Annotated in this window: 30 protein-coding genes; 22 read left to right on the forward strand and 8 right to left on the reverse strand. The window is 39.4% G+C overall.

All coding sequences use genetic code 11. The features are described 5' to 3' along the window. The first annotated feature begins 22 nt into the window (after positions 1-22). The gene (locus E2I05_RS04550; protein WP_121853063.1) at positions 23-2,020 is read left to right on the forward strand and encodes a replication endonuclease; all 1,998 of its coding nucleotides are present in this window, start codon (positions 23-25) and stop codon (positions 2,018-2,020) included. Between the two features lie 337 nt (positions 2,021-2,357). Here the strand turns inward: E2I05_RS04550 and E2I05_RS04555 are convergent, their stop codons facing one another. After that, entirely contained in the window at positions 2,358-3,098 is a 741-nt protein-coding gene (locus tag E2I05_RS04555) for a hypothetical protein (protein ID WP_121853064.1), read from the reverse strand. Between the two features lie 366 nt (positions 3,099-3,464). Here E2I05_RS04555 and E2I05_RS04560 point away from each other — a divergent pair, with 366 nt between their 5' ends. Both E2I05_RS04560 and E2I05_RS04565 read left to right on the forward strand, forming a co-directional pair. After that, a complete protein-coding gene (locus tag E2I05_RS04560) occupies positions 3,465-3,833 on the forward strand; it encodes a glutaredoxin family protein (protein WP_165905463.1) in 369 nt (122 codons plus the stop codon). Positions 3,834-4,841: 1,008 nt separating this feature from the next. Then, the gene (locus tag E2I05_RS04565) at positions 4,842-5,306 is read left to right on the forward strand and encodes a hypothetical protein (protein WP_121853066.1); all 465 of its coding nucleotides are present in this window, start codon (positions 4,842-4,844) and stop codon (positions 5,304-5,306) included. On the opposite strand, the gene E2I05_RS04570 is transcribed toward E2I05_RS04565, so the two are convergent. From E2I05_RS04570 to E2I05_RS04580, 3 genes are read right to left on the reverse strand one after another with little or no spacing between them, the layout of a single operon-like run. Then, positions 5,303-5,827: a hypothetical protein gene (locus tag E2I05_RS04570; RefSeq protein WP_121853067.1), complete on the reverse strand. Its 525-nt coding sequence runs from the start codon at positions 5,825-5,827 to the stop codon at positions 5,303-5,305. The genes E2I05_RS04565 and E2I05_RS04570 overlap by 4 nt on opposite strands. Position 5,828: 1 nt before the next feature. Then, the gene (locus tag E2I05_RS04575) at positions 5,829-6,242 is read right to left on the reverse strand and encodes an acyl-CoA thioesterase (RefSeq protein ID WP_121853068.1); all 414 of its coding nucleotides are present in this window, start codon (positions 6,240-6,242) and stop codon (positions 5,829-5,831) included. Positions 6,243-6,258: 16 nt separating this feature from the next. Further along, complete coding sequence (locus E2I05_RS04580; RefSeq protein ID WP_121853069.1) at positions 6,259-6,909, reverse strand: XRE family transcriptional regulator; 651 nt, start codon at positions 6,907-6,909, stop codon at positions 6,259-6,261. Positions 6,910-7,181: 272 nt separating this feature from the next. On the opposite strand from E2I05_RS04580, the gene E2I05_RS04585 reads away from it, so the two are divergent. The 18 genes from E2I05_RS04585 to E2I05_RS04660 all read left to right on the forward strand — a co-directional run bounded on the left by E2I05_RS04585 (position 7,182) and on the right by E2I05_RS04660 (position 21,836). Further along, on the forward strand, positions 7,182-7,634 hold the full coding sequence (locus E2I05_RS04585) for a hypothetical protein (protein ID WP_121853070.1): 453 nt from the start codon (positions 7,182-7,184) through the stop codon (positions 7,632-7,634). A gap of 98 nt (positions 7,635-7,732) precedes the next feature. Continuing rightward, positions 7,733-8,260, forward strand: coding sequence for a hypothetical protein (locus E2I05_RS04590; protein ID WP_121853071.1), 528 nt, complete (start codon positions 7,733-7,735; stop codon positions 8,258-8,260). Next, positions 8,239-8,907: a biosynthetic peptidoglycan transglycosylase gene (locus tag E2I05_RS04595; protein WP_121853072.1), complete on the forward strand. Its 669-nt coding sequence runs from the start codon at positions 8,239-8,241 to the stop codon at positions 8,905-8,907. Before E2I05_RS04590 ends, E2I05_RS04595 begins: the two co-directional genes overlap by 22 nt. Before the next feature lie 104 nt (positions 8,908-9,011). Then, entirely contained in the window at positions 9,012-9,347 is a 336-nt protein-coding gene (locus E2I05_RS04600; RefSeq protein WP_121853073.1) for a TrbC/VirB2 family protein, read from the forward strand. A gap of 10 nt (positions 9,348-9,357) precedes the next feature. Further along, positions 9,358-9,681, forward strand: a complete 324-nt coding sequence (locus E2I05_RS04605; protein WP_121853074.1) for a VirB3 family type IV secretion system protein — start codon at positions 9,358-9,360, stop codon at positions 9,679-9,681. Beyond that, the gene (locus tag E2I05_RS04610) at positions 9,678-12,128 is read left to right on the forward strand and encodes a VirB4 family type IV secretion/conjugal transfer ATPase (protein WP_121853075.1); all 2,451 of its coding nucleotides are present in this window, start codon (positions 9,678-9,680) and stop codon (positions 12,126-12,128) included. The genes E2I05_RS04605 and E2I05_RS04610 overlap by 4 nt, the downstream gene beginning before the upstream one ends. After that, a complete protein-coding gene (locus tag E2I05_RS04615; protein ID WP_121853076.1) occupies positions 12,125-12,790 on the forward strand; it encodes a type IV secretion system protein in 666 nt (221 codons plus the stop codon). The genes E2I05_RS04610 and E2I05_RS04615 overlap by 4 nt, the downstream gene beginning before the upstream one ends. 52 nt (positions 12,791-12,842) lie before the next feature. Then, on the forward strand, positions 12,843-13,019 hold the full coding sequence (locus E2I05_RS21935) for an EexN family lipoprotein (RefSeq protein WP_165905464.1): 177 nt from the start codon (positions 12,843-12,845) through the stop codon (positions 13,017-13,019). A 354-nt stretch (positions 13,020-13,373) separates the two neighbouring features. Next, complete coding sequence (locus E2I05_RS04620) at positions 13,374-14,393, forward strand: TrbL/VirB6 family protein (protein ID WP_121853077.1); 1,020 nt, start codon at positions 13,374-13,376, stop codon at positions 14,391-14,393. Next, a complete protein-coding gene (locus tag E2I05_RS21940) occupies positions 14,386-14,541 on the forward strand; it encodes a hypothetical protein (RefSeq protein WP_165905465.1) in 156 nt (51 codons plus the stop codon). The genes E2I05_RS04620 and E2I05_RS21940 overlap by 8 nt, the downstream gene beginning before the upstream one ends. Further along, positions 14,531-15,244 (forward strand): VirB8 family type IV secretion system protein, encoded by a 714-nt coding sequence (locus E2I05_RS04625; protein WP_121853078.1) that lies wholly within the window; start codon positions 14,531-14,533, stop codon positions 15,242-15,244. The genes E2I05_RS21940 and E2I05_RS04625 overlap by 11 nt, the downstream gene beginning before the upstream one ends. Beyond that, the gene (gene virB9, locus E2I05_RS04630) at positions 15,245-16,072 is read left to right on the forward strand and encodes a P-type conjugative transfer protein VirB9 (protein WP_121853079.1); all 828 of its coding nucleotides are present in this window, start codon (positions 15,245-15,247) and stop codon (positions 16,070-16,072) included. Next, the gene (gene virB10, locus E2I05_RS04635; RefSeq protein WP_121853080.1) at positions 16,072-17,199 is read left to right on the forward strand and encodes a type IV secretion system protein VirB10; all 1,128 of its coding nucleotides are present in this window, start codon (positions 16,072-16,074) and stop codon (positions 17,197-17,199) included. Before virB9 ends, virB10 begins: the two co-directional genes overlap by 1 nt. After that, the gene (gene virB11 / locus E2I05_RS04640) at positions 17,177-18,205 is read left to right on the forward strand and encodes a P-type DNA transfer ATPase VirB11 (RefSeq protein WP_121853081.1); all 1,029 of its coding nucleotides are present in this window, start codon (positions 17,177-17,179) and stop codon (positions 18,203-18,205) included. The genes virB10 and virB11 overlap by 23 nt, the downstream gene beginning before the upstream one ends. Continuing rightward, positions 18,186-20,030: a type IV secretory system conjugative DNA transfer family protein gene (locus E2I05_RS04645; protein WP_121853082.1), complete on the forward strand. Its 1,845-nt coding sequence runs from the start codon at positions 18,186-18,188 to the stop codon at positions 20,028-20,030. The genes virB11 and E2I05_RS04645 overlap by 20 nt, the downstream gene beginning before the upstream one ends. Then, entirely contained in the window at positions 20,027-20,698 is a 672-nt protein-coding gene (locus E2I05_RS04650; RefSeq protein WP_121853083.1) for an LPD7 domain-containing protein, read from the forward strand. The genes E2I05_RS04645 and E2I05_RS04650 overlap by 4 nt, the downstream gene beginning before the upstream one ends. Continuing rightward, positions 20,682-20,831: a hypothetical protein gene (locus E2I05_RS04655; protein ID WP_207805271.1), complete on the forward strand. Its 150-nt coding sequence runs from the start codon at positions 20,682-20,684 to the stop codon at positions 20,829-20,831. The genes E2I05_RS04650 and E2I05_RS04655 overlap by 17 nt, the downstream gene beginning before the upstream one ends. 3 nt (positions 20,832-20,834) lie before the next feature. Continuing rightward, complete coding sequence (locus E2I05_RS04660; protein ID WP_121853084.1) at positions 20,835-21,836, forward strand: ArdC family protein; 1,002 nt, start codon at positions 20,835-20,837, stop codon at positions 21,834-21,836. Between the two features lie 66 nt (positions 21,837-21,902). Here the strand turns inward: E2I05_RS04660 and E2I05_RS04665 are convergent, their stop codons facing one another. Continuing rightward, complete coding sequence (locus E2I05_RS04665; RefSeq protein ID WP_121853085.1) at positions 21,903-22,574, reverse strand: LemA family protein; 672 nt, start codon at positions 22,572-22,574, stop codon at positions 21,903-21,905. Between the two features lie 118 nt (positions 22,575-22,692). Between E2I05_RS04665 and E2I05_RS04670 the strand changes: the two genes are divergently transcribed. Further along, positions 22,693-23,190: a DUF3592 domain-containing protein gene (locus E2I05_RS04670; protein ID WP_121853086.1), complete on the forward strand. Its 498-nt coding sequence runs from the start codon at positions 22,693-22,695 to the stop codon at positions 23,188-23,190. Positions 23,191-23,200: 10 nt separating this feature from the next. Here the strand turns inward: E2I05_RS04670 and E2I05_RS04675 are convergent, their stop codons facing one another. From E2I05_RS04675 to E2I05_RS04685, 3 genes are all read right to left on the reverse strand, one after another. Beyond that, complete coding sequence (locus E2I05_RS04675; protein WP_121853087.1) at positions 23,201-23,845, reverse strand: relaxase/mobilization nuclease domain-containing protein; 645 nt, start codon at positions 23,843-23,845, stop codon at positions 23,201-23,203. Continuing rightward, positions 23,838-24,359: a plasmid mobilization relaxosome protein MobC gene (gene mobC / locus E2I05_RS04680; protein ID WP_121853088.1), complete on the reverse strand. Its 522-nt coding sequence runs from the start codon at positions 24,357-24,359 to the stop codon at positions 23,838-23,840. Before mobC ends, E2I05_RS04675 begins: the two co-directional genes overlap by 8 nt. A 181-nt stretch (positions 24,360-24,540) precedes the next feature. Beyond that, positions 24,541-25,203, reverse strand: coding sequence for an Ntn hydrolase family protein (locus E2I05_RS04685; protein ID WP_121853089.1), 663 nt, complete (start codon positions 25,201-25,203; stop codon positions 24,541-24,543). Positions 25,204-25,260: the final 57 nt, after the last annotated feature.

Raw genomic sequence — 25,260 nt, forward strand, 5'->3', positions numbered from 1 at the left:
TGATGGCATTGGATAACCTGCAATGGACATTAATGAATTTGAGGAGCAAACAAGAATATCGTTGTCTGCGGTATTCACAGGCTCTGCTAATGCAGATTTACAATGTGTGCTGACTTATCTTGCGTCTATTCCTGATGAGCTAGCCTTTCCATTATTACTCGGTTTCATCGGTCAATATCCCAAACTCTCTGAACTCCAAATTCAAAATGTTAAACGTGATATCGAAGTAAAAGCGCACAATATCGAAACCAATCTCAAGTGGATGAAAAAGTTATTACAACGCATCCCAGATGATCCCGCCCGTACACTGAAAAATGAATATCTACGCAGATATAAAAAATACCCTAATGGACGCAGCTCCAATATCTGGCTCAGGAAAAGCGTCGAGTTTATCGATAAGGTGATGCGCAAATTTCCAGTGCCACTGTATTACCTGAGTACAGAAGCTAGACGCACAGAAATCGCACATAAATGGTCGAGCAGCTGCTCACTTGAACTTGAAAGAGTTACAGAGCAGAGAAGCAAATCTGTTGATGCCATTGAACTAATAACTGCTGTAAAGCAACCCGCAGATCTTTGGGGTTTCTGTCCTTGCTTACCGAACCTAAAGAAGATGAAACAAAAGCAAGAGCAGGGCAAAGATATCTCAGACGAGCTCGATATTATTGCCAGAGCACTGGCTCGACTGATTGATGAAAAGTGGTGGTTAAGCCAACTCGAAAAGGCATACAAACAATTCAAAGAGCACGCCGCTATTATCGTCGGGAAAGTCCGAAGTGGCGTCTCGCCTTATGTCTCTTATAAAACACTGATTGACTATCAAGCTCGTAAAACAGCGAACAGCAACTGGATAAAAATGATGATGGTGGTTAATGAGGAGCATGAATTAGAGCTGCCATTAATCGAGGCTGTTAAAGCATCTATTTCCAATCCTGAAAATCGACGAACTGAGTTGATGGTCAGAATGCGAGGCTTTGAACAACTAGCCGAAGAGCATGGTTATATCGGTGAGTTTTATACTTGGACGGCACCCTCAAAGTACCACAGCTGGACTAAAAATGATTCAGGCAGAAGCTATGCTAATGCCGCTTATCAAGGTGCAACACCACGAGACACACAGCAATACCTTTGTAAACAATGGGCGAAAGTCAGAGCTAAGTTTGAACGGGAAAAAATTGAGCCCTTTGGCTTTCGGGTAGTTGAACCACACCATGATGGAACACCACACTGGCACTTATTGCTGTTCTTTAAGCCAGAACAAGTTGAACTGGCTCGGCAGATTATTTGTGAATATGCGGTTCAGCACGATAAAGAAGAACTCAACATAAAAGACAACAACTTTACGCCAGATGATTGCAGCCCACGCTTTGATTACAAAACCATAGATCCAGCTCAAGGCAGTGCCACAGGCTACCTTGCCAAATACATCGCCAAGAACATTGATGGTGCTTATGTCGATGTGGATTATGAGGCCGAAAGCTCAGGTAAACACGCTGCTGAAGGTGTCGCAGCTTGGGCAAGCACATGGCGAATTCGGCAGTTTCAACAAATCGGTGGAGCGCCCGTTACGGTATGGCGAGAGTTAAGGCGCTTAAGAAAGGCCATCGTCAAAGATGATGTTCTAGAGCGTGCCAGAAAAGCCGCCGATGCTGCTAATTGGCAAGGTTACATTGAGGCTAATGGTGGTCTTGGTTGTAAGCGAGGAAATCGCCCTGTAAAACTCGCCAAAATCGTCAATGAAGCTGCCAATCGTTATGGTGAGGATATCATCAAAATCATTGGTGTAATGGCGAACACCAAAGTCGAAACTCGACTTGAAGGTTGGAAGCTTCAAAAAGCCGAACCAGAAAATACTGAAGCCAAAGTAGATGCTCAATGCGATGAAGCCGTTTGCTCTTTAAGCAGCGACAACTGCGCCTCTTGGAGATCTGACAATAACTGTACGGAGGGAATTGCTTTTGCTAATTTCGAAGAGCAACAACGTCACAATTCCCTAGCTGTTTTTCATGATTCTGGGTAAATGGAAAAGGTTCGTCAGTTTATTAATAGTTGTTTGTTGAATGTAGCTTCTTTGTTCGCATTTAATGCTAACGAAGTACGCTGCTTAAAGGAGTTCATGTTCAGTGATATCCCCGTGAACCAACTCATTTGTGGACAAAAGCAAGTTAGTGTAATTACTCAATAAACTTCATTCTACACAAAAAAGTAAGTTGGTGTATTTAGTCTATGTTAAGCACCTTTTGTCCTTCAAGCCCTATAACTCACTGAGGCGTGGTTAAAAGCTAAACTAATCATTGTGTTGGAGAACAGAAAACATGTTTGCGTGTCGATATCCATCCCACAAAATCTCTCTGACTTTAAGGGGTTCTCTTAAGCATGTCAGAAAGAGTATTTTCGTCATTGTCACGACTTATGAATACAGATGTAGATTCACCATCATCAGACGTTTCATAAAAAACAATATTCTCTGAATACCAACCTTGATCTTTCATTGCAAATATAAAGTTTGTTGAAATATCTACATTGGAATTTTGCTGTGATGGTAGTAACTCAACAGCGCACCACCTTTCTTTACATTTTACCTCGGTAATACCTAAAGATTGTAGGTTTTCATTATCATTAATTAGAGACCAAAGATTCTCTTCTTGCTTAGGAGCCCATTCGTAATCTACTTCTTGATGAACAAAATTACTTTCTAAACTGTCATACACAGATACACCAGATTGCATTGCACTAATGATGATCTCATCAGCAGTTTTTTGAGGCTTATAGTTTTTTTCCTCGTTAATAACTGGTTGTTTTATAACGACTTGATCTGGATTGTCTGAGTTTGTGTTATGAGTTATTACTTTCACAAGCTTACGATTAGCCAACTCTAATTTTTTTGATAGCATTAAATTCTGTTGCTTCAGATCTAAAACTAATTGTTCAAGCTGATAGATACTTTTCATGCTGAGTTGTAATTCATCGGAAAGTTTTTTGGCATTCTCAGATGAGTCTATTTGAAGTAAAACCTCACCTGATTCCTTTTGAACAACGAGTAAATAAATTAAAGCAATAAATGCAAACAAAATTAAAGTGGCTAATGTTTTTTTCATCGTTTGATATCCTATTGACCGCCAGGTCCTGGTTGAGCAACAAGTGCTCTACATGATCCAGAACTTAAGTCGCAAATAACACAGAAATTATTAACGCAATGCACGCATTGTGTTGAAGTGCAAACTGAACTTGATGTAGTTCCTGCCAAAGCTCCAAAAGATATAGCCAACAGAGAAAATCCTAGTTTTTTCAATGACATTGATATATTCCTCTATACTTTAGTTTTTAATAAGATGATATTTTCAATATAGCCAAATATCGATACAGCAGGATTTTAAAAATCAAATCATTGACAAAAAAATATTGCCACAAATCAGTTGTTATGTAAATGTTGATTTAAATTTGTTATTAGGATGCTCTTTCGGATGAAAATTATTAAGAACACTATATTAATTGCTTTGCTTGGACTGTTAGGTTTTTTTTCAACATGGAGTATTAACTATTTCAATTCCCCAGAAAGTGTATTTATTGGCGATTATTCAAATCATTTCGAAGGAACGGAAAAGAAAGTGTTATTTTACGGAACAAACTGGTGTAAGTACTGCCAAAATGCCCGAGAATTCTTTAAAAGAAATAAGATAGACTATTATGAATATAACCCTGAAGTGGATGACGTTGTAATGGAAAAGTATAAATCTCTTGGGGTTAAAGGTTACCCAGCCGTTATTATAGGCAATAAATTAATACTTGGATTCAATGAAGATGAAATCAGAAGAGCTTTAAGTGAAATTTAAATTTATCACTTACTGCGCAATTTGAACAACTTAAGAGATTCACTATTGGCAATAAATACGGCTTGTACCATACCGTTATAACAAGTTGTGAGCACAGAATGAATTGTGTTTGATATGTTAAATGGCGTTAAATGGTAATTTACACAATCAAGATGGGATATATGTGTAAGCCCTTGATAAATAACAAGTAAAACTCTAAGGGCTGTTAATCTTTTCTCGGTTTTTATTCACCTGAGTGGTTTTGTACTTTTTATTCGCTATTTACTTGTATAATAAGATGTCTTGCAAAGAATTAGGAGTGTTAAAAGCGACAAATACATCAACCGTATGAGTTTCATACAAAGATCAACGCTCCCTAAGCAATATGCCTGTAAAAATAATATAGCAGATACCCCACACTTTAAGGTGACGGTGGATCTTTTATTAGATCTAAATTTACCATAATGCGTTTTGCGCACTTCCACACAAAAGTCATCTTAATGTAAAATTACAACTAACCTCTCAAATGAACACATTATCTTGATATAAAACGACAGATTTAAATTAGTTAGTGGGTGGTTATTTTCACCACAACGTCACTTGAGCCAATTCTCTGGCACGAGCCACAATAAATGTCAACCTAAACGTTTACTTTTCGTACGAAAAGGTGGTCGGCTGAAAATGATTTTTAACTACTAAACATTAGAAATAGTATTGCAGTGAATGTTCGTTGCCAGCACAGAATGGGGCAAAAACGAGCCAGCGGTGCAAATAATCAACTAGCTGGTGCCTTATGAAAAAATTGCTCAATTAACGATGCTGGGCTAGAAAACCATTAAATTTTGTTAATGCTTAAATCTTTGCAGTTACCTTTCATTAGTTTTCGTTTGTTTCCTATCGTTTGCATTTTTTTGTGTTTGTTTGCGATTGTTTTCGCAATTTTAAATTAACTCACCAGCCGAGCGTTTGCTTTTTATTTATGTAGCGGGTAGCGTGCAATTCAGGCCGAAACTTACTGAGACTATGGTAATGACTTTATTGATAAACTTGCGTTACTCAGATCTTAGTTTTGATGAGATGATGCAAAATTGGGAAAGCTGTTTTTTGGGGTATCAAACAGAATACGAGCAGCTCATTTATCGATTTCCAAATGTCACCTTTGAGCTTAAAAAGTTCTCGCTATTTGTCACAGATAAAATCTTAATCGACAAATGCACAGTCTTCGACTTCTGCCTTTGTAGAGCTATGAACCAATATCTAATCCATAAAGGTACAAATGAGTTTCTTGCTTTGGAAGCTTTTAGACAAACATTACTGAGCACAGCCATAGAAGAGCTGAAATGTATCTCTATTATTGATGCTTCAGGTAATAAATGGTTCGCAGAAGAAAAAATCCCTTTTAAAAATTGGCTAGATGCTAAGCCTCAAAGATATTTTGAACTCAAACATTCAAAGCTATTATTGGATAATAACTTTGAAGCGAAAGTTGCTTAACTTCGTAGGTTTCTACTTGCTATTGACTTTGTTGACATCAACCTCTCCCTAAAAGCTACTCTTCGCATCCTCAATAAAAACCAGTCCATTTCTGGTTTGTTCATTAATAACAATTGTGGGAATGTTTGGTGGCTTTTGTCGGTGGCTAAGCCTAAAAACTCTTTTGAACCGTGGTAACTTTTACCAAAGCTTAGTCCGTTGTGGATTTTAAATTCAGTGCGGATGCCGTTGATTTCGTGTTCGTCTTTACTGACTGTTTTGATGTCGTTCCAACGGAATACGGTTTCAAAGCAGCCTTTTCGAGTCATAAAGCGTTTGCCTAATCGGAATAGGGCGCAGCGGTCTAGCAGGTTTTCACCAAAGTAAATGCTGTTCCATTCTTGATTGGTGGCGTGAGTGACACGATGGCCTTTATGCTCGAACACATACGACATATAAGTGCAGCCATAGTTGTAAGCTAAGTCCTGATAGATTTGCTCAAAGGTATCGTTGAAGTGAGTCGTTGCGATGATGTTTCCCATATTATTTGCCTCCATATTCAATGAGCTTGGCAAAGCCTGTAGCGTTTTTCACCACTTTCTTGGTTTGGTTATCCAACAAAATCATGGTTTCGAAGGCATGAGCAACAGGGGCGTTATCATCGTTCTTGGTGATCAACGCTTCAAAGGTGCATACGGCTCTGGTGGTTTCGGACACTCGATAATTGAAGTGCAATACATCATGCAAAAACGCTTCGCCTTGATAATCTACATTAAGCTGTTTGATGTAAGCTGTAGCACCATTAACATCAAGCTCATCAATGCCAAAGTGCTTAAAATATTCAAGCCGAGCATGGTGCAGCAGCGATACCAATCCGTTGTAGCCTAAGTGATTACCATAATTGAGATCAGCGACTCTGACCGTTAAATCAACAGTGAAAAAATGTGGTTGTTGCATGAATATTGCTCCTATCTTAAATAGTGACTATATCGGCACGACGATGCCAAATGACTTGAGCAATCCTTTGTATTTTACAATCCGAAATAAATGCGTTTTCAGCTTGGGTTTCATAGTTCAAACTGTATAAATTTAATCGTCCTTCTTTACCTTGCTGTACTCGGCGGATCACTACTTGACCCGTTTCAAGTGTCACAATGCAGTCTCTACCAATGAGCTGTTGCGCCTTGTTCGATAACAACTGGCAGCCACCTACATAGTCACCAATTTGATAAAATGGCTCCATGGAGTCATCGCTGACAATCGAGACAATAGGTAACGGGTTGTTCTGCTCGAAATAAAAAACTTCTTTTAAAATACGGGCATCTAATTCAAAGCACTCCGTCTCGGGTTGATGATAGCGTGGTGCTAATCCCTCACCAGAAAGCAGCCAATTGGTTGTGCAGTTAATATTGAGCTTTTCGAATGCATCAACTAATTTTTTGGCACCTTTAACTGAAAGAGGGTGCTTGCCTGTTTCCCACGCTGTCAGTGTTGCAGCAGATACACCTGAAGCTTGTTCAAAATTCTTGCGGCTTAGCCCTAACATCATTCGCAAACCTTTAACTCTTGAAGGTGGCGTTTGATATGCGTCATTGGGCAGTTCGGGTATGGTTTCTTTAATCATTAATAACCCCTTAGTATCGTGCAATGCGTAAAATGAAAGAGCTGGAGAATTAAAGGCAATGCAAAAAGTTTCAATTTTACGCAAAACCTTAAAAATGCAAAAAATGCCAATAATGCCAATAATGCAATTATTATTAAAAATACATATTTTGTGTAATAAAAATATCTAATATCGATATAAAAATTAAATCTAATAGAGCTATTTCAATAAATTCTATGGCTGTTAGTATCTTGATCTATTAAAAATCTTAAGCTGATTTTTGTAGGTCATATATGACAAAACCAGATATCACTTTGCTTACACCGGTTATGACTTTTGATGAAACAATGGCGCATTGGTCGAACTGTAATCCTGTTTATGAAAAATGCCTTGAATCCATGGTTCAAAAATTCCCAATAGCAGTTCAAGAGATCAAACAGCTTTTCATACTGCTGACAGATGCTATCTATATAAACGATGGTCTGCTGTTCGATTATTGTCTTTGTAAAGCCATGCACCAGTATCAGATATTGTCCAGTAAGGGAGAGATTGTTGCTTACGATGGGTTTATCAAAACCTTAAACGATACAGCAAAAGAAGCATTGAACAGCTACATTATCAGAGATCCGAAAGGTGGTAGCTGGTCGATTAAACAAGGTATGAATTTTAGGGATTGGTTAGAGGAAGAGCCAAGTAGATTCAAAAAGCTTGAATCTTGGGAGTTGGAGGTGTTTGAGAATAGGTAAGGCTTGTGTATTACGATAAATATCTATTTTAAATAGGGGTATAATGCAGTTCTAAGGATAATATTTTTATTATAAAGTATGGAGTTTTAGGAGAAATAATGAACTTTTTAGATGCTTTTTGGCCTAGTTTTTGGTCGGCAATAGCGGCAGGTTTTTCATTAACACTACTTTTTTTTCTGATTAGAGAGAAAGTATATGGAAAAACGGACATCTCAGGTAAATGGCATTTTAACATGACGACTGAAAAAACTGCATATAACCCATATAAAAATATGGAATTGAGGTACATTGCAATTTTGTGGCTTGAAGGAAATGAAATTCACGGTACTGTAGAGAAAGTTCATGAGTTTTCTAGCACAACTAATGAAGCTGGGAGGTCATATGTTGGCGAAAACCGCTCAAGAGGTGTTGTAACAGGTGTTTATGAAAAAAAATACTTTGGTAAAGATAAAATCCATATTCATATTTCAGAACAAGGAAAAGGAAGAGAATCAACTAACTTTTTCACTCTGAGATTTTCGAAATGTATAAATTTCAGAGTTGAAGAAATAAAGCTAAGCGGTACATTTAGTTCATTTGTTGCTGATCAAGAAGGAAGTTCATCTTGGCAAAGAAAGTGTTTTTAAGACTTTTTTATCTGCTATTCTCTTTTCCGATGATTTTAGTCGCAGCTCTTTTCTATGTGTTGAATATTTTTAATGTAAAAGATTATTTCAACCAATGCAAAGAACTGCTAAAACCAGTTTACCCTCCAGTAAAAGGTGAACTACTTGTCTGCTTACAACTTGCTGAGGATCGAAGGAATAAATACCATTTAGGTGTTGATTACATAGGGCTTGTAAGGGCTATATTTGCAAATTTTCGTGGTTCAATACAAGGTGCAAGTACGATAGAGCAACAATTCGTTAGAACAGTTATAAAAAGATATGAGAGAACGTTTTCTCGTAAAATACTTGAGCAAATGATTGCGCACTTATTATGTTTGAGGTGTAGCAAAAATCAGATATCTAAAGCATATTTAAATATTGCTTATTTTGGTACTGGAATTCATGGGTATCATTCTTTAATTAAATCAACTTCAAACACTGAATTGGATTTGATATTGTTCTCTGAAATTATTGCCAGACTGAAATATCCTGAGCCTAAATCATTATCTTACAAAGCCCAGTGGTATCCAAAAATGCTAAATAGAAGAAACTTTATAATACGAGTATTTGAATCAAACTACGCCAGAAAAGATAATAGCCTCAAAAATCTTGAGTATGGCTTATAGCTTTCTTGAAAAGTATATGTAGGTATTTTCAAACCTACCCAACAACCAATCATCGCCATAAACTGCCTTTCAAACACACTCTCTAATCCGAAGGAGAGTTAAGAATGAAAGGCTTTTTCGTTCCTAACACTATACAAATTACTACACCTGCGATTCAGCCATATCGAGCTGTAATGGCACAGCTATGGCTGCTTTTTTTCCTTTTTTTAGTTCCTGAAATCGCTTTCGCTAACCCAATCACTGAGGGGGTTAATTGGGTGATGGATTTGCTGACTAATGGCATAGCCCGTAGTGCTGCGGTGATTGGTATTGCCATTCTTGGTTATCTGGCTTGGTTTGGTCGCATAACAGGCGAGACTTGCGGCAAATATATTGCTGGCATTGTGTTGGTATTCGGCGGTACCACCATTGTCGATATGATTATTTCTGCGGTGAAATAGAGGACAGATTATGAACGAACATGATCCTCTATTTGTTGCCGTAACTCGTCCTGCAATGAAATGGGGCGTTACTTTAGATGGCATTATCATCACTGGCGCTTTAGTTGCGGTATTGATGATTATCACCAAAAACCCACTCATTTTGCTGCTGTACCTGCCTGTTCATGGGGTGCTGTATGTGCTGTGTTTACGTGATCCAAGACTATTTCGCTTAACGTTGCTTTGGTTAAAAACTAAAGCTAAGTCGATTGCATGGCGATTGTTTAGTGCCGCTTCAGCTTGCCCTTATCGTAATACTCGTAGTCGCAGTTCAATGTTGAGGAACATCTTATGATTTCTCAAGTTCCTCAACATATTTGGAAAAGTGAAAACGAAGCTGCTGAGTTTGTTCCGTATCAAACGCATGTTGATGAACATACCGTAAAAACTCATAGCGGTGATTATTTGCAAGTGATTAAACTGCAAGGAGTGGCTCATGAATCGGTGGCACCTGAGCAGGTGTTACTTTGGAAAGAACAGCTCAACTTATTACTGCGGAATATTTCCAGTCCTGATGTATGTATCTGGACTCACTTAATACGCAGGGAACATAAGGTATTCCCAAAAGGTGAATTTGATTGTGAGTTTGATAGAAAACTCAATGACAAATATGCAGTTAAGGTTTGTCAAAGCCAACTGATGATCAATGAATTGTATCTGACCGTTGTTTATCGCAACCAAAATCACGCTTTATCATCCTGGTTCAGTAAGGCGAGTAAAGTAACTCAAGAGCAAGCTATTACTGGAATTAAACACGCAATAAATACATTGAATGAGATTGTTAGCACTGTAGTTGCATCGATGGAAAGTTACCAATCACAACGATTAGGCACTTATTTATCTAATGATATTGTTTATTCAGAGTTATTGACCTTTCTGGATTATTTGGTCAATGGAGAATGGCAACAAAGAGCCTTACCCCAAGTTAATATTGCTGACTCATTAGTGAGAGTTCGCCCGCTATTTGGTGTTGACACTTTTGCCTTGAAAGGCATTACGCAAACCCGTTTTGGATCTTGTTTAGGGATATCGGAATATCCTGAGCAGACGGAAGCGGGTTTGCTTAATGCTTTGCTATCAGCACCGTTTGAACTGATATTGACTCAAAGCTTTCAGTTTATATCCAAGCCTGTTGCAATTGAGTTATTGCAACGACAACAAAAGCGATTATATACCACAGGTGACTTCGCTCATTCTCAAATTGAAGCGATTGACATTGGGTTGGATGATATTACTTCAAACCGCATTGTTTATGGTGAGCATCATTTAGTGCTTACGGTGCTAACGGACTCACAAACTAAGATCGAAAAGCACCTGTCTCAACTTAAATCTGAGCTGGCTGATATGGCGATTATTCCCGTTCGGGAAAGCACTGCACTTGCTGCAGCGTTTTGGTCGCAATTACCTGCAAACAGTAAATATCGGCCTCGTCCTGCACCTATATCTTCTAAAAACTTCACAGGTTTTTGTAGTTTTCATAATTATCCATCAGGTCAAATTACAGGAAACCAGTGGGGAGAAGCGGTTACTTTATTGAAAAATGCTTCTGGCTCACCTTATTACTTCAATTTCCATGAAACAAATTTGCTTGAAATAAAGGGGGGTAAAAGTAAATCAAGTCGCAATCACTCTACGGAAACCACGCTTAAGGATGAGCACCACGCTTTAGGCAATACCTTGATAATTGGTGCGTCTGGCAGTGGTAAAACAGTGTTGCAGGGCTTCTTAATGTCGCAAAGTAATAAATTTAAACCAACACAAATTCTATTTGATAAAGACCGTGGATTAGAAGTGTATGTCAGAGCCTGTGCAGGTTTGTATCTGTCATTACAGATGGGAAAGCCAACAGGCTTTAATCCGTTTCAGTTAGAGAGTGCATCGAGCAATCAACTGTTTCTAACTCGGTTAATCAGTAAATTATGCGGCGATAATCTCAATCATAATCAGCAGCGAGAAGTCGCAGATGCGATTAAGGGCGTCATGAGCCTTGATAAACCCATGCGCCGTTTGAGTCGGTGCTTGGAGTTTCTTGATCCTGTTGAAACTGATGGTTGCTATGCAAAATTACAAAAATGGTGTCAAGGTGGTGAGTTAGCATGGGTGCTGGATAACGAGATAGATGAGCTGGATGTAGAGAGTCACAAACGGCTAGGTTTTGATGTGACTGAATTTTTAGATGTGCCAGAGATCAGAACCCCGATTGTGATGTATTTGTTCCATCGTATTGAAAGCTTGATTGATGGTCGCAGGTTGCAAATCATCATGGATGAATTTTGGAAGTTATTAGCGGATGAATATTTTGAAGATTTAGCTAATAACAAACAAAAAACCATTCGCAAACAAAACGGCATTATGATCTACGGAACACAATCTGCTCGTGATGTTTTGAACTCTCCTATAGCGCATTCTTTGGTAGAGCAATGTGCAACGCTCATTCTTATGCCCAACCCTAAAGCTAGACGGGAAGATTACGTCGATGGCTTGCACTTAACTGAGCGTGAGTTCGAACTGATTAAAACTGAGTTACAACCTAATTCACGGCAATTTATTGTGAAACAAGGTCATTCAAGCTCTGTTCGTGGATTGGATTTAAATGGGTTTGATGAAGAGTTAGCAGTCATATCGGGGACAACAGACAAAGTGCAACTGATGACACGTCTCATTGAGCAAGTGGGTAATGAGCCGAATACTTGGCTACCACTTTATTACGATGGCTTGTTGGAGCAGCGAGGTGAAGGATGAAGCTTCAATCGTTTATTAAAACAAAGCCACTGGTTACCTGTTTTCACGGGTACGACAGAATCATACTGCTTCTTTTTTTCTTATCAATATCAGCTCAAGCTTTTCCTGTGATTGATGCTGCGAATCTGCATCAAAATATCATTCAAGTTCAAAAACTGCTGCAAGAAATTAATACCCTCAAACAACAGTTACAAACGGCGAAGTCTCAGCTTAGTAGCATGAATGGTGTACGTGGAATGGGTAATGCCATTGATTCTGTTTATGACGTGACCGTTAAAGTTGACCCAAATCTCACGTTAAATAAGCAAGGTATACATAACAGTGAATGGCTTAAATTAGGCGGTGATACAGCAGGTTTATTTGATGACATTAATCGTTATCGAGGCCAATGGTTTGGGCAAACACAAGTTTCGCTACAGCAAACACAAGAACGCTATCAGCAGTTAATGCGTCTGATAAGTAAAATCGATAATGCCCCTCAGCAAAAAGATATTCAAGACTTACAAGCTCGTATTAATGCTGAAGGCGTAATGCTTGAAAACGAACAGGCAAAGTTGCAATTGCTCAATGCTCAAGCGCAAGCCAATGAGGCATTGACTCAACAAAAAATTACCCAGATGGCGATTGAGTCGGCTGGGGAACTTAAACCGATAGATTGGTAAAACTTATTGGAATCAAGTGTCCAAGGACGGCAGATAACAAAGAGGTATCTGCATGAAATTATCACCCCTTGTTTTAGTTGCTGTCACGTCGATGATGATGACGGCTTGCTCACAACCTGAAACCAAATCTCAAAAATCTTCACATACGGTCACATGGTTTCTCAAGCATAACGAAATACTGGATCAGACTTTAAAGCTCTGCAGTGATGATCCTGCCAAATACAACTAAGAGCCTGATTGTATTAATGCGCTACACGCTGCGAATCAACGTTCAGCTGGCGAACTGCACCCGATTGATTGGGGCAAAGGGGAAAATCCCCGTGCTCAGTGATAGTTAAATATTTCAGCGAGAATTAATTGTCATTAAGGCAAGGCGCTTTCTCGCAGTAATAGAGATCTATTACAAGTGGAAGTAACGCTGGATGAATGACAATTAAACTCGCACTTCGTGGATGTTTCAGCACTGACTTTTCTGTGTTGTAAAAGCTTGAATTAGCCCACTAGTTCTTCACTTTTACGCCTTGAAAAACACAGCGCTGAAACATCCTGAAACTTGAACTTTCACAGAGCACGGGGATTAACTGTGGCTGCCAAAAGTAATTTGTATCAGGGGATCTTTGATTTAGTTGATAAGTCATTGCACAACTATGTACAGCAAGGTTCTGAACGTCTTATTCATTTTTTGGTGCCTCTATTTTCTAGCATGATGATCATTTGGTTGGCTATTTGGGGCTATGCATTGATGACAGGTAGAAGTGAAGCCCCTTTGCAAGAAGGGTTTTATCGTATTTTGCGGATAGGATTTATTTTGTCATTAGGTCTAACAGTCGGGCGTTACAACCAAACTGTAGTCACGTTTTTAAGTGATACCCCACAAACTATTGCTTCAATTGTTTCAGGTGGCCACTCGATGGATGCCGCACATTTGTTGGATCGATTATTCAGTCAAGTGTTTGAGCTTGCCGATAATGCTTGGAAACAAGGTGGAGTGATGAACGGTAACTTCGGTATGTATTTTATTGCCGTTGCTGTGTTGTTGATAGGCAGTTGTTTAACTTTACTGGTGGCTTTTTTCATTCTGTTAAGCAAGGTGATGGTCAGTATATTGCTGGCAATCGGTCCTGCTTTTTTTGTCTTACTGCTGTTTCAGGCAACACAACGTTTTTTTGAAAGCTGGTTAGGCATGGTGCTGAATTTCGGTTTTGTGCTGTTACTCGGCGTGACATCTGGGAAATTGATGGTGTCAGTGGCGAACAGTTATCTGCATAAAATAGCCGCAAATCATTCAACGATGACCACTCTCAGCGACAGCTCCATGCTGTGTATTGTGTTGGGGCTGTGCATTTTAGTGATGAAACAAATTCCCGCTATGGCATCAGCACTCGGTGGTGGCGTTGCGATTGCGGCAAATGGAGCCATCGCCAATAGCATACATTCATTAAGGCCGACCACTCTGAGGCATAAATATCGAACATTAAGACGAGATATGAATTATACCGGTCAAGCTTTGGCTGCACCCGTTAAGCCACTTGGTATTGGTTATCACGCTTATCAAAAACGGTTCGGCGGTAACAGTATTTCTGGGAGAGCAAACCATGAATAAAACGTTCGTGATTGTACTTAGTTTATTGCTGACACACTGTGCTAGTGCGCCTAAACCACCACATTGTAATGATGACGGCAAAGGACTGAAACCTGTTAATCATGCACCTGTAAAACTCAAATCTGTTGGTCAACATAATGAACGATAAGGAGCTGCTTAAGCAGTATTTTACTGAGGCTAGAGGTTGGGACTCTGAGTTAAGTGTTCGGATAAAAAAATCTGAACAACGAGCTTGGCGATGCTGTGTTTTATTCACCTTTATTGCGGTGTTGCAAGGCGTTGGATTGTTGTGTTTGTTACCACTAAAAACCATTGAACCCTTTGTTATTCGAGTTGATAACAATACTGGATTAGTCGATGTAGTTTCAACTCTGGCGAGTCATGGGAAAGTGAAGCTGCGAGCTCAAGAAGTGTTAGATAAATATTGGCTGGCTCAGTACGTTCGTCATCGTGAAAGCTACCAGTGGGAAACTCGACGTTACGACCGTAAGTTGATCGGACTAATGTCAGACGATACTGTTCAACAGGATTATGCCGCACAAACTGATCCTAAAGTTAACCCACAGGCGCCAATTGCAATTTACGGTCAACAAGCACAGGTTGATACTCGCATTAATGCCATCAGCTTTATTTCAACCGATAAGGTGAGCAGTGAGCAACGTGTTACTGCACTCATTCGTTACTCAAAACAACTCAATCGAATTGGTGAGACTCATCCACTGATTCATTGGGTAGCAACCGTTACTTTTGTATATCGTAACGCTCCTATGTCATTACAAGACCGACAGCTCAATCCGCTTGGTTTTCAAGTGCTGAGTTATCGTAATGATCAAGCAACGGGAGGTGATTAGATGGCACGTTTCCTTATGTTGCTCTTAATTATAAGTACATCAGCTGTGGCACTCGAAACCCCACATTCAGGCCACTTTGATAGGCGAGTTAAGCACATCAACTTCAACCCTCAGCAAGTGGTGAAGTTAGTCGGACATTATGGTTTTTCTACTGATATTGAATTTTCGAATCAGGAATCTATTAGCCAAATCGCAATGGGTGATGCAGAAGCATGGGCAGTAACACCAGTGGCTAATCATATTTTTATTAAACCCAGAGCACAAAATGCGATTACCAATATGACGGTACTGACGCAATCAACAACTGGACACCATGTTTATAATTTTGAATTAATGGCGCATTGGTCACAACATGGGGCACATCCAAAACCAAACGATATGATGTTTCAGGTTCGCTTTTTATATCCTAACCAAGTTAAAGCTTCAGAGCAGTTTAAGAAAAAACAGCGTCAACTGAGTCAGCGATTGAACTCAATTTCAGCTCCTACAATAAAAAATCAAAATTACTTCTACAAAGGTAATGATTCGTTAGTACCTGTTTCTGCATTTGATGACGGACGTTTTACCTACATTACATTTAACGGCAAGCAAGATTTACCCGCTGTCTATCTGGTCGACAGAGATAATAATGAAAGCTTAGTGAACTCCAATATCAACTCTGCATTTCCATACACGATTATTGTTCAGCGAATCGCTAAACAGCTTGTCTTACGGCATGGCGATAAGGTGTTATGCCTATTCAATCAATCTTTTGGAACAGAAAAAGCTGCTGAATACACAACTAGCAATATTTCTAATGTCGAACGACATCTAAAAGGAGGTAAATAATGGACGGCGGTTCAACTCCCAATAGAGGAACTGATCCAGAAATATTGGAGGACTTACCACAGTTAGGTTCATCAATTTCTCGCAAGTCTAGCTTTAATAAAGGGTTGCTAATAATGTTTGTGGTTGGTGTCATTGCTGCCTTAATTGCAGTAAATGTGATTACCGTTAACGGCTCTCAACAAGATAAAACAAACCATCACTACACCATTGCGGATCACCTTGGCGCACCACCTGAACAACCGAAAGCTTCAAAACAAAATGATGTTAACCGAGTTGACTTAACTCACTCGAAAGTTTTGCATACTGGCCTAATTACAACACAACCCCAGTACGCCGTTATCGGTAGCCAGAATAAAGCACAGCAGACACCACAACAACGCAAACAATTAGACGGTTTACTTGCGTTTGATCAATCTGCATCGGCTCAAAAGAACAGCTCACAGAATCATGAACCGCAATCAACACAAGCAGTAAATTCAAATCAGAATGCTCTGCAGCAGCAACTGCAGGCGAGCAAATTAAAAGGCAGTTTAGCCAGTCGAATTGTTAATCCTAACTTATTCATTACCAAAGGCGCTTTTTTAGATTGCATATTGGAAACCGCTATTAGTTCAGATGTGCCAGGGATGACTCGATGCCAGTTAAGCCGAGATATTTATTCCACTAATGGCAAAGTGCTGTTACTCGAAAAAGGCAGTCATATTGTTGGGCAGTATCAAGGTGGATTACAGCAAGGGATAGCTCGTATTTTTGTGTTGTGGGATCGTATCGAAACGCCTAACAGTGTGATCATAGATTTAGATTCAGCAGGCACTGATACCTTGGGTCGCAGTGGTCATAGCGGTTTTGTTGATGGTCACTTTAAACAACGTTTTGGCAGTGCGATGTTACTGAGCTTGATAGGTGATATAGGTCAATACGCTGCTAATAAGGCCAATAGCGGTAATAAAAATCAGATTCAATTTGGCAACACCATTGGCGGCAGTAAAGATCTAGCGGCTATCGCTTTACAAGATTCCATCGGTATTAAGCCGACATTACTTAAAAATCAGGGCGAACACATCAATGTGTTTGTAGCTCGTGATCTAGATTTTAGGAGTGTCTATGATTTGCGACTTACCGACTAAAGTGAATCAGCACTGTCAAAGTTTGGCACTCGATTCACACTTGAAACTATTATCTGAATTTTTAACTATGGCGTCTGTCACTGAAATAGTGATTAATCAGCCTCGGCAAGTGATCATCGAAACATCGCAAGGTTGGCAGTTTCATCAGCATGACAAACTCACATTTGAATATTGCCAACGACTTGCAAAATTAATTGCCACTTATTCAGGCCAAAAACTGGATAGCCGCCATCCGATATTATCAGCGACTTTGCCTCAAGGTGAACGAGTTCAGATTGTCATTCCGCCTGTAACTATGGCAGGGAGAATAAGCTTCACTATTCGTAAGCCCGCAGAAGTCAGTTTTACCCTAGCGGATTATCAACAGCAGGGTTATTTCAATCAATGCCGACCAAGCAAGAATAATCAAAGTAATGATGATGAACTGAGTAAATTAAAGCAGCAAGGTGATATTGAGGGATTTCTAAGGCTGGCAATTAAGCAGCGGAAAAATATCATTGTTGCAGGTGCAACTGGCTCAGGTAAAACTACATTTTTTCGCTCTTTGTTGGAATTGGTTCCAAGGCATGAACGCTTAATTTCCATTGAAAATGTGGACGAACTGCAGCTATCGCGTACTCACCCAAATAGTGTCAGCTTGTTTTACTCGTCGGGGCAACAAGGTATTGCGCCGATCACTCAAAAGCAACTGTTAGAAGCAAGTTTACGCATGAAGCCCAACCGTGTGTTTGTTGCTGAGCTTATTCGTGGTGATGAAGCATTCTACTTTCTTCGGAATATCAACTCTGGACATCCCGGAAGCATTACGACGATGCACGCTGGCAGCCCGAAACTGGCATTAGAGCAACTGGTATTGATGCTGAAAGAAAGTCAGGCGGGAAATTCGTTAGCCAGAGAAGACATCAAGCAACTCCTTCATTTATGTGTTGATGTGATTGTGCAACTACAAAACATCGATGGTAAAAGGTTTGTCAGTGAGGTGTATTATGAAAATCACACTGACTAAATGGCATTACCTTATACTGTTGGCGGTTGGTATATTGCTTAGCCTATGGCTTAGTAGCACCATTTATTTGTATTTCGCTAACCTTAATTATCATCAGGCTACACCCTTTACCGTGTTTGAGTATGGCTACTATTATGGACACGACAATAAAACACGATTCTGGTTAACGCTGTCAGTGGTGTTTGGCTTCGCACCTTTTTCATTATTGATGGCGGCCAAGTTCAAGACAAAAAAGTTACCACTATACGGTGAAGCACGATTCGCATCCGAAAAGGACATTAAACAAACAGGGCTACTTGGCAATAAAGGTATTGTTGTTGGTAAACAGTGCCAAATGTTCAATCAAAGATACTTACAATTCGGTGGCCAGCAGCACGTACTGATGTCAGCACCAACACGAAGCGGAAAAGGTGTTGGTGTGGTGATCCCTAATCTACTCAGTTGGCAGGATTCGGTTGTGGTGCTGGACATCAAGCAAGAGAACTGGAATATCACTGCAGGCTTTCGGCAGTCTCATGGTCAGCAATGTTACCTTCTAAATCTTGCGCCTCGGGACTATCGAAGCCACCGTTGGAACCCTTTGCATTACATCAGTAACGATCCAAGTTTTCGGATTAATGATATTCAGAAAATTGGCCAGATGCTGTTTCCAAATATCGATAATGAATCACCGGTTTGGCAAGCCTCATCACGCTCACTTTGGCTCGGTTTAGTGTTGTACCTTATCGAAACGCCACCATTGCCAGTGACGATGGGGGAAGTATTGAGGTTGTTGACTCAAGGGGATGAACATCTGGCTGAACAGATTACACAGCGAATGGAGTCAAACACTCATTTATCAGCCCAATGTTTTTTATCATTGAAAGAATATCTTGATACACCAGAGCGAACCCGTGGTTCAATTCGTAAAAGCTTCACTTCTGCTTTGGAGCTTTTCTATAACCCTGTAATTGATGCGGTTACGGCAAGCAATGATTTTGATTTGCGAGAGTTACGCAAACAAAAAATCTCCATTTATGTCGGCGTCACACCTGACGACTTAACAAGGCTCGCACCACTCATTAATCTGTTTTTTCAACAGCTGATTGATCTCAATACCAGAGAGTTACCAGAACAAAACCCGAGCTTGAAACATCAAGTATTACTACTGCTTGATGAGTTTGCTGCGATTGGAAAAATCAGCATTCTAAGTCGAGGGATCAGTTATGTTGCTGGCTACGGATTACGGCTACTCACTATTATTCAGTCTCCTTCGCAATTGCGTGAAATCTATGGGCATGATGGCGCAGAAACTTTAATCGAAAACCATGCACTGCAAATTGTGTTTGCGCCAAAGAATCCCAAAGTGGCAAGGGAAATTTCTGAAACATTGGGCAATACCACCATTAATAACCGTAGTCGCAGCAAACAGCTATCGGGCAAAGGCGGCAAAAGCGAGAACATCAGTGATCATCAACGAGCCTTACTACTCCCGCAAGAAATCATTCAGCTAGGGCAAGATAGAGCATTATTACTTGTTGAAAATTGCCCGCCGATAAAATGCAACAAGATCCGCTGGTATCAAGATGGTTTTTTGATGAAGCGAGGTAATCAGAATGGAAAGCTGTTATGGAAAACGCCTGTGATCTCGGAAGTAAAACCTAAAACAGTTCCTGTGACTCAATTTACGGCAAAGGCGAAACAAGAAGGTGATGATGCGTGTTCACCAGATACGGCTTCAATGTCTTTTAATCATCAATCACAAGAAGAGGTAGAACTAACAGATATTGAGTTAGATGATTTGGTCGATGCTTTTAGTCAACAAGTTGTTCGAGGTAAAGAATGAGCACCGAAACAAAAATAACTCCTGAGATGAATAGCATTGAACTACTAACGAAAAAACATCTTAGTGAATCAGACAAGGCTAAAAATATACCTGTATTTCCTGCCCTTGATGAACAGTTAAACAAAGTGGACTGTTATCAAAAACCACAACCTGCCGAATCGAGATTACCCGTGAATCTGAGCCAACGTTATTTTTCAGTACAAAATAAGTTTTACTTTAGAACGCCACCACAATCACTGGCTTTTACAGACAAAAAGGTAAAACTTCAAACAAGGCTAACTAACCGCAAAATTGTCACGGATTTACTGGTCATAGCGTCTAATCGTCAATGGTCAGAAGTACGTTTATCCGGTTGTCAGGCGTTCAAAAAAGAGGCTTGGTATCAAGCACAAACGCAAGGTTTTAAAGTCACAGGTTATCGCCCAAATGAAGCTGATTTAAAACGTCTCTCTCAATCTCAAGAGCCAAAAAAATCAGAGGCAGCCAATCAACAGATAAATCCAAAGGAGATTTTAAAGAAAGCAAGTGAAGTTGAGCGTCACTTACCTGAAGGCAGCAGGCAGAAATTTATGGATAAAGTGATGCAAAAAATCGGAATTACTCCGAAAAAGCAATACGACAAATTTCAATCAAAATCACAGGAGCAAGAAAATGAACTTGAACGATAAATTATTAACACTGAATAGTGCAGGGGAAGAAGTTGAACTTACTCAGCAAGAAGCAGAAGAGCTAGGCGCCGTTGAAGAAACAGCAATTACGGAAAAGGAAGCTGTTGAGTCTACTCAAACTGATGAGGGCTAAAGTATGGCGGCAGATGATAAAAAGATTCCGTATTATCAGCGGATAGCGAATGAGCTAATTGAACAACTCAAAGTCGGAGCAGCACCTTGGCAAGTGCCGTGGGAAGCTGGAGTTCCAAAAATGCCACATAATCCGATAAGCGGTACTCGCTACAAAGGCGCAAACGCCCTTTGGTTAGCGATGCAAGGCAGAGGTGACTCCCGTTGGATGACCTACAAACAGGCACAGGGCATTGATGCTCAAGTTAAGAAAACCGAAAGAGGCACATTGGTTCAATACTGGAAGCTGTTTGATCAAATCACTAAAAAAGATGATAACGGCAAACCAATTTTAGGTAGTGACGGAACACCGATTAAAACCACAATCAAACTGGATAAACCTAGAGTGTTTTCTGCCATAGTGTTCAATGCTGAGCAAATTGAAGGGTTACCAGAGTTAGAGGCCAAAGCAGAACCTGACTGGCAACGGCATGAACGAGCAGAGAAAATCATTAACGCTTTAGGTGTGCCAATCTGTCATGATCAGCACAATAACGCCTACTATTGCCCTTCAACTGACAGCATTCATTTACCAAGACGAGAACAGTTTGATACCGCAGACAAATTTTATGCAACCATTCTGCACGAATGCGGTCACGCAAGCGGCGCAAGTCATCGCCTAGACCGTGATCTAACAGGCCGCTTTGGTGATGAATCTTATGCTAAAGAAGAATTAAGAGCTGAAATCGGCTCATTAATGCTCGGTGATGAATTGCAAATCGGTCACGATTACGGCCAACATGCCGCCTACGTAGACCACTGGGTTAAGGTACTGCAAGATGATCCCAAAGAGATTTTAAGGGCATCAAGGGATGCAGAGAAAATTCATGATTATGTGATGGAGTTTGAGAAGGAAAACAGCAAGGTGGTGACTGTTGAGCAAAGTCGCTCTAGTCAGCCTAAGAGTGTAGTTGAGTTGGCTGAGAGGTTGAAGGTAAGGGAATTGGGCGAGGAGTTAGAGAGGTGACTCTAGCTGACGTTAAGTTACAGCTGAAGTCACGTATATTATTTGTAATGAAAATTGAAGTTGCAGTTATTTTTGAATAGCATCAGATTCTTCAGCTTTTGGTTCTTCTGGGCTCTTTTTTTCAAGGTTTTCTTTAAGTTCCTTGATTTGACTTGATGCTGAATCAGCGATTTTTTGAGTTGAACGTTTGATGGAATTGGTTGATGATTCGATGATAGCCCTTACTGCTTCAGAGTCGTCACGGGAGAAGGTGGCAATATTATTCAAAGACTCCTCGTCATTTGAATCGTAATAGCTGGCTGCCTCGAAGCTTAATTTATTCGCAACAAGCATTGTTGGGAAGCTAGAACGAAAGCTATTATAGTTTTTCACCGATTTATTATACGACTCTCTTCTTTCCGAAATGCTGTTTTCTAAATCATGAAGTTGATCCATTAACTTAAGATACGTTTCATTAGCCTTTAATTCTGGAAAGCTTTGGGATAAAGCAGATAAGTTTTCTATACTCGCTGTTTGAGCTGATGAAACTTGGAGGTGTGTAAGTTTTTCATGATCTCCAACACCCTTAGCAATATCAATAATACGAGAAGCTAAGTCAGTTCGTTTTTTCTGAGAGACTTGAATATTGGAAGATTGCTCAATAATTTCTTGTTTTTGAGCTTGAAGTTTGTTGTAGGTGGTAATTCCCCAAAATGCGAAACCTATAGCAATGATAAATAGCAGTACAATAAAATCCATGTCTTTCTTCCTTGATGAATCGAATTAATTGTTTATCTTCAATAAACTATCATGTTAAATGAGAAAATAGAATTACTCTTGAATTTTGTTTTTCGAGGAATTTAACAAGGACATACAAATGGATTTGATAGAAACATATAACAATACGCCATTGTTCATATTAATAGTGCTTGTGTCACTAATTTTTGTGACTATCTATTACTCCATTTTTTCTATAGGTAGAGCTGTTAGGACATTCTTTTTTCCTTCCGTTATGGGAAAAATTATTGAGTCTGACGTTGTTTCTAAAGTATCTGATTTGAATACAGAACCAAATGCTAGAAAGCAGGTTTATCAAACAGAAATTTTGTATAAATATAATGTTGATGGGAAAGCTTACACTTCAAATAAACTAAGCTGGCATGAGCTTAAATCAACCATTCATTCAATTCATGAATCAGAGTTGAGTGATTTTGAGGAAGGGAAGTTAGTTAAGGTGTACTACAACCCAAAGAAACCATCGGTGGCTGTATTAAAGAGAGGTTTAGTCTTTGCTTCTTTCTTCAATTTACTTTTTTTATTTTTATCTATAGCGACTGTTTTTTTTATCATTTTTAAGAAGTATTTGGTTGTGTAGGTTGGGCTATCTATAAATCGTTTTCTTGCTCCCGTTTTTTAAGAGGTGTCATATTACTGGTGGCTAACAATCTATTCAAATGCGGTGTCGCTTCAGCAGCTACGCCTAGTCTTTCCAATTCATTAGCAAATTGTTCTCGCCAGATTTGCGGCTGTCCTTTCTTGATATGAAGTCGTTTACCGTCAAAGCCTAGATTTTTAATGGTGAGGTGAACGTGTGGGTTGTCGGTATCAGTGTGTAGGGCAAAGACGTATTGATAATTTTCTGCAAAGGTCTTTTTAGCAAACGCTCTTGCCGCTTGTTTTACAGCTTTCGGTTCGGTGCCGTTCGGCATGGAAAGGACTATGTGAGTAGTGTGACGAGTGTTTGCTTTTGTTGAAGTTGTATCGCTACACCATTGTTCTGCCATTTGATGTAAGTCGTCAGTGTCTTGGTAAACTTGTCCAAGCTCGTCTTCAACATCAAGCTGGCCGTTACGACTGATGTATTCAAAGTGGCTTTGAATATGTGCCATATTTTTACAATGACCACTGATTTTAACCATAACTTCAGGCGGTTTTTTATTGTAATGCCGAAGTGATTTTATACGGTTAGATTTGAATCTCACATCACCAAAAAGTAAGTTAGATATTTGATCTCGCAAAAGGTTAGTCATGGATATTCCAGCGATGACGATTTTGATGGAGCAGTTTGTAGACTTTGTTTTTATGTTCGTTTATTTGCTCTGATAGTCCTTCAATCATGAATTTAGTGATCTTGTCACTCTCCCTAAATTCAATATTAAGTACTCTGGCAATTTGATTTAGATTTCTACCAATAGCGGCAAGTTGACGATTGGAGTCTCGTAATACGCCCATTTCTTCTTTAGTAAGTATTGGTTCTCGGTAAAGGTTCGCCATTACGGAAGCATTTACCCAGCTAGTATCACTCAAATAGCCTTCAGCCTTTGCCCGATAGCTGAGCTTTTTGTGGTTTTCATTTGAGAGCCTGACAGTAATTTTGTCGTTTCGGTTCTCACGAAAGTGATCGGTATTTGAAGCATCAGGTGATACTCGGTTGATCAGCATACGCAACATTTCCGCCTCACTCATTCCATGCGACTGACAGAAAATTTTCCAGTTAGATTTTTCGACTTCAGATAGCAGAGTTTTAGTTAAATTGACTCCCATATTTTATTCCTAAAATCACAAGAGAAAGCAACTATCGTTATGTCATGCTGTTTTTAAAATTGCTAGGTTTAGCAATGTGCTTTGAAGATGAAAAATGGCTTTAGTACCAAATGCCAGCAAATTTGGTACTAAATGCCATTTTTTTGCGAATCCTGCATTAGAAGTTAGAGGGGATAATAAGCTAAATCGGAAATTCAGTTTGGAATTCGTCTATGTGTTGAAAGTCTTCATCAATGGGAAAGTTGTCAATAATTTTCTGCTTAGCAGAAATTAATTGAATAGGAAATCCAGTACTGGTGTCATTAACACAGACTTGTTTTAAAGTTTCAATTGCCCAATTATCTAACATGAGCTTTTGGTTTGTTTTTCTTAATTCTGAAAGGACATGTTCAGAAGTTTTTATTAAGTTTGAAGTATCAGTGCCCATATGGAACATAGCTCCATGCCCTCTCTTAAAGTGAGGGGTGAAATTATTTAAGCTACTAATTGAGCAGATAAAACCTTCATTGTGTTCATCTTGACCTGCTAAGATACAAACAAGGTTTATTCTATGATCTGGAGCTTGTTTAAAAGATTCTTTATATTGGAAATCAAAAATCATTCTAGCTGCTAAAATTAAGTCTTCTAAATGTAAATTTTTTCCATAAATAGACTTGATTAGCATCTCCCTCGCTTTATGCCCATAACTGCCGAGCCCACCCGTAGCAATAATAATCTTATCCGTTAACTGGACAACTTTTTTTACGGGATTTTGATGCGGTTGCTTTGTATCCACATCTATTCTTCTCGAATCAGCAGCTAAAAATGCACCATCTTTATAGCAATAACCGATTATTGTTGTCATAGTTTTCCTTGAGGATAAATATTAAAAAGTAGAATTAGAGAGTTACTCAATTGAGTC

Origin of the sequence: Parashewanella spongiae, assembly GCF_004358345.1 — a bacterium.
Lineage (GTDB): Bacteria > Pseudomonadota > Gammaproteobacteria > Enterobacterales > Shewanellaceae > Parashewanella > Parashewanella spongiae.

Excerpts from the sequence above, each read along its gene's own strand:
- E2I05_RS04550 (WP_121853063.1), top strand. The coding sequence starts at position 23 with ATGGACATTAATGAATTTGAGGAGCAAACAAGAATATCGTTGTCTGCG.
- E2I05_RS04555 (WP_121853064.1), bottom strand. The coding sequence starts at position 3,098 with ATGAAAAAAACATTAGCCACTTTAATTTTGTTTGCATTTATTGCTTTA.
- E2I05_RS04560 (WP_165905463.1), top strand. The coding sequence starts at position 3,465 with ATGAAAATTATTAAGAACACTATATTAATTGCTTTGCTTGGACTGTTA.
- E2I05_RS04565 (WP_121853066.1), top strand. The coding sequence starts at position 4,842 with ATGACTTTATTGATAAACTTGCGTTACTCAGATCTTAGTTTTGATGAG.
- E2I05_RS04570 (WP_121853067.1), bottom strand. The coding sequence starts at position 5,827 with ATGGGAAACATCATCGCAACGACTCACTTCAACGATACCTTTGAGCAA.
- E2I05_RS04575 (WP_121853068.1), bottom strand. The coding sequence starts at position 6,242 with ATGCAACAACCACATTTTTTCACTGTTGATTTAACGGTCAGAGTCGCT.
- E2I05_RS04580 (WP_121853069.1), bottom strand. The coding sequence starts at position 6,909 with ATGATTAAAGAAACCATACCCGAACTGCCCAATGACGCATATCAAACG.
- E2I05_RS04585 (WP_121853070.1), top strand. The coding sequence starts at position 7,182 with ATGACAAAACCAGATATCACTTTGCTTACACCGGTTATGACTTTTGAT.
- E2I05_RS04590 (WP_121853071.1), top strand. The coding sequence starts at position 7,733 with ATGAACTTTTTAGATGCTTTTTGGCCTAGTTTTTGGTCGGCAATAGCG.
- E2I05_RS04600 (WP_121853073.1), top strand. The coding sequence starts at position 9,012 with ATGAAAGGCTTTTTCGTTCCTAACACTATACAAATTACTACACCTGCG.
- E2I05_RS04605 (WP_121853074.1), top strand. The coding sequence starts at position 9,358 with ATGAACGAACATGATCCTCTATTTGTTGCCGTAACTCGTCCTGCAATG.
- E2I05_RS04610 (WP_121853075.1), top strand. The coding sequence starts at position 9,678 with ATGATTTCTCAAGTTCCTCAACATATTTGGAAAAGTGAAAACGAAGCT.
- E2I05_RS04615 (WP_121853076.1), top strand. The coding sequence starts at position 12,125 with ATGAAGCTTCAATCGTTTATTAAAACAAAGCCACTGGTTACCTGTTTT.
- E2I05_RS21935 (WP_165905464.1), top strand. The coding sequence starts at position 12,843 with ATGAAATTATCACCCCTTGTTTTAGTTGCTGTCACGTCGATGATGATG.
- E2I05_RS21940 (WP_165905465.1), top strand. The coding sequence starts at position 14,386 with ATGAATAAAACGTTCGTGATTGTACTTAGTTTATTGCTGACACACTGT.
- E2I05_RS04625 (WP_121853078.1), top strand. The coding sequence starts at position 14,531 with ATGAACGATAAGGAGCTGCTTAAGCAGTATTTTACTGAGGCTAGAGGT.
- virB9 (WP_121853079.1), top strand. The coding sequence starts at position 15,245 with ATGGCACGTTTCCTTATGTTGCTCTTAATTATAAGTACATCAGCTGTG.
- virB10 (WP_121853080.1), top strand. The coding sequence starts at position 16,072 with ATGGACGGCGGTTCAACTCCCAATAGAGGAACTGATCCAGAAATATTG.
- virB11 (WP_121853081.1), top strand. The coding sequence starts at position 17,177 with ATGATTTGCGACTTACCGACTAAAGTGAATCAGCACTGTCAAAGTTTG.
- E2I05_RS04645 (WP_121853082.1), top strand. The coding sequence starts at position 18,186 with ATGAAAATCACACTGACTAAATGGCATTACCTTATACTGTTGGCGGTT.
- E2I05_RS04650 (WP_121853083.1), top strand. The coding sequence starts at position 20,027 with ATGAGCACCGAAACAAAAATAACTCCTGAGATGAATAGCATTGAACTA.
- E2I05_RS04655 (WP_207805271.1), top strand. The coding sequence starts at position 20,682 with ATGAACTTGAACGATAAATTATTAACACTGAATAGTGCAGGGGAAGAA.
- E2I05_RS04660 (WP_121853084.1), top strand. The coding sequence starts at position 20,835 with ATGGCGGCAGATGATAAAAAGATTCCGTATTATCAGCGGATAGCGAAT.
- E2I05_RS04665 (WP_121853085.1), bottom strand. The coding sequence starts at position 22,574 with ATGGATTTTATTGTACTGCTATTTATCATTGCTATAGGTTTCGCATTT.
- E2I05_RS04670 (WP_121853086.1), top strand. The coding sequence starts at position 22,693 with ATGGATTTGATAGAAACATATAACAATACGCCATTGTTCATATTAATA.
- E2I05_RS04675 (WP_121853087.1), bottom strand. The coding sequence starts at position 23,845 with ATGACTAACCTTTTGCGAGATCAAATATCTAACTTACTTTTTGGTGAT.
- mobC (WP_121853088.1), bottom strand. The coding sequence starts at position 24,359 with ATGGGAGTCAATTTAACTAAAACTCTGCTATCTGAAGTCGAAAAATCT.
- E2I05_RS04685 (WP_121853089.1), bottom strand. The coding sequence starts at position 25,203 with ATGACAACAATAATCGGTTATTGCTATAAAGATGGTGCATTTTTAGCT.